Origin of the sequence: Herbaspirillum sp. B65 (assembly GCF_000333555.1) — a bacterium.
GTDB classification, from domain to species: domain Bacteria; phylum Pseudomonadota; class Gammaproteobacteria; order Burkholderiales; family Burkholderiaceae_D; genus Herbaspirillum; species Herbaspirillum rubrisubalbicans.
Genome location: NZ_BADI01000122.1, coordinates 1 through 2,612, shown reverse-complemented (window position 1 = coordinate 2,612; position 2,612 = coordinate 1). Strand labels below are relative to the sequence as shown.

At 60.1% G+C, this 2,612-nt stretch carries 4 protein-coding genes; all 4 read right to left on the bottom strand.

Annotated features, from left to right (window positions below; translation table 11 throughout):
• Nucleotides 1–64 precede the first annotated feature (64 nt).
• Nucleotides 65–505 (bottom strand): YkgJ family cysteine cluster protein, encoded by a 441-nt coding sequence (locus I5W_RS03255; RefSeq protein WP_044528166.1) that lies wholly within the window; start codon nt 503–505, stop codon nt 65–67.
• A 68-nt stretch (nt 506–573) separates the two neighbouring features.
• Nucleotides 574–867, bottom strand: a complete 294-nt coding sequence (locus I5W_RS03250; protein ID WP_017450550.1) for a type II toxin-antitoxin system RelE/ParE family toxin — start codon at nt 865–867, stop codon at nt 574–576.
• Nucleotides 864–1,280 (bottom strand): hypothetical protein, encoded by a 417-nt coding sequence (locus I5W_RS03245; protein WP_083893446.1) that lies wholly within the window; start codon nt 1,278–1,280, stop codon nt 864–866. Before I5W_RS03245 ends, I5W_RS03250 begins: the two co-directional genes overlap by 4 nt.
• Before the next feature lie 176 nt (nt 1,281–1,456).
• A complete protein-coding gene (locus I5W_RS03240; protein WP_044528165.1) occupies nt 1,457–2,473 on the bottom strand; it encodes an ABC transporter substrate-binding protein in 1,017 nt (338 codons plus the stop codon).
• Nucleotides 2,474–2,612: the final 139 nt, after the last annotated feature.

Below are 2,612 nucleotides of genomic sequence, written 5' to 3'. Positions count from 1 at the left end.
AGACCCGAAGCGCTGGGCGATGCCCTGGCTGCGCTGTGCGCCGCAGAGCCGGCGCAGTAAGGCGTCAGGCGGCGAGGATAGGGGCAGCCTGCTGCGGTGGCAGGGCCTCCAACGCCGGCAAGCCCAGCGCGTGGCGCCGTTGCTGGCATTCGGGATTGGGCTGGCCATCGGCCTCCCAGGGAGAAAACTCGCGACAGGGACTGGGCCGCCGGTCGTAGATGCTGCAAGCCACGCCACGCTGACCAAGTTCGCCGATGAGCGCAATGCAACGGCCATGACCCTGTTCCGTCCCCTTCATGCAGGCCAGGGTGTCATTGACCTTGCTGGTCAGCTCCACCGGCACTATGCCGCCGAGTCCATCGCTGAGCTCGCCGCAATAGAAGGACACGCGGAAATGCGCGCAGCAGCCACCGCAGGCGGTACAGGGGTTGTCGGGGGCGTCGGCCATGTCGGTGAAGAGGCGGTCTTCATCGATGATCCAGTGGAGGGCGGTGATTTCTGGCATGAGGAAGCGAAGGCTATACGTCGAACGGATTCAAATGACTTGCACCTGCTACGAAGATACGGCGGCATTCAGTCCTCAACCGGAGGCCACTGTTGCGCGCCATGCAGCAGACGCATCACCTCAATGACCCGTTGACGTGGCCGGTAACGATAAACGGCAATAAAGGGCGTGCCACCGATGACCAGCTCACGCGTGCCGTGGATCCGTCCCGCTCGCCCCAACAGGGGATGAGCAACCAGATGCAGGAGTTGATCCTCAATTTTGTCACCCTGATCAATCGCAGCGCGCAGGCTATGCTGCGCGATGTAATCGATCAATGCATCGCGATCATGCAGCGCCGTGGGAAGCCAGCGCAGGATCAATCACTTTCCCTCTTCATCTGCTTCAACAGCTTGGCCCGTTTCTTGGCCCAGCTTGCTTGCGCTTGCTCCTGCGTGACCCACTGCGTGGCGGGATCATCGGCTTGTGTCAATGCCGCCTCTACTTGCGAGCGAAACCAGCGGTCATGCTCGACGGCTTCATGGGCATTCTTCATGGCCACAGCCCGATCAGGCCGGGTCCGCGCCAAGGGCTTGAGTTCGGGGTTCCAATTGGAAATATCAAACGTACCTACCATCAAGCCAAGCTTGCGCAACAAGGTAATTGCCGGAAGCGGATTGGGAAAAGTACGCGGTTCATCGCTGCGCGCATGGGACAGCACGGCTTGGCCGTTATTCTTGGTGGTGATCTGGACATAGAAACCACCACCTTCGGCCCGCAACTTGACGGCAGCCACACCACCTGCCTCGGTCGCAGTACGCAACTGCTCAAGAGTCCAGCTTTGCATGAAGCCACCCCGCGAGGAAGTCATTAATGATTAAGAGTCTGCAAGTTTAATATAAAACATGCAGACTCTTCAACAATGATCTCAGCTCAGCGACTCGGTGCTTGTTGTAGGTGGTTGCAGGTGGTTCAACTCCCCTTGCGCTCCTTGAACGCCGGCACGAACATCTCATTCCACACCGCCGGCTTGGTCTTGATAGTACCGGCTTTGCTCATGAAGACCACGTATTGCATGATGTCCACCGGGGTAGTCGAAAACTCGGTACCAGGGTCGGCCAGCATCTGCTCCACTTCTTCCTGCGGCAGCTTCAGCTTGGACACGCGCAGGAAGATCTCGGCGGCGCCCTTGCGGTTCTTGGCGATGTAGGCGTTGGCTTCTTCCTGCGCGGCCATGACGGCCTGGGTCAGCTTGGGGTTCTTGTCGGTGAAGGACTTGAGCGCAAAGACCACGTCGATGGTGATGTGGCCCAGCACGTCCGTGGAGTTCAGCACGCGGGTGATGCCGGGTGCCTTGGCTTCCTGGTAGGAGAACGGCGGCGAGGTGAAGTGGGCGGTGATCTCGGTCTTGCCCGAGATCAGCGAGGCCATCGCTTCCGGGTGCGACAGGCTCACCGTCAAGGGGTCCAGCTTGGCGTAGTTCTCGATGCCAAAGGTCTTGGCGGCCGCCATCTGCAACAGCACCGCCGATAGCGAAGTCTTGATGCCGGGGATGGCGATCTTGTCCTTGGGCGTGAAATCCTTGAGCGACTTGACGTTGGGGTTATTGGTGTTAAGCCACAAGGGCGAAGTCGACAGCGCGCCCAGCCCCACCACTTCCGAACGCGGGATGCCGTGCGCCTTGGACCATAGCGTCACGAAGCCCGGCGCGCCGGTGCCGGCGATATCCAGATTGCCGGCCAGCATGGCGTCATTGATGACGTTGCCGCCATCGAGCAGCACCCACTTGGTTTTCACATCGCCCAGGCCCATCGCCTTGGCGTGCTTCTCCACCAGGCCCTGGTCGCGCATCACCATCAGCGGCAGGTACAGCAGGCCATAGCCGTGCGAGATGCGTACTTCCTGAGCTTCGGCGCGGGCGGCACCGGAGGCGCCGGACAGCGCCAGGGCGCTGGCGATCATGANGCTGGTAAAGCTACGTCGTTTCATGTTGGTCTCCTAAAGGTCGTCAGTTTATAAGTTTGTAGGGAGTCGCAAGGTCAAGCATCCATCACTGCTAGATCCATCAGTGCTGCATCCCCCAGCGACGGATGGTGCGTTTTTCGATCTGGGCAAAGATCAGGTTCTC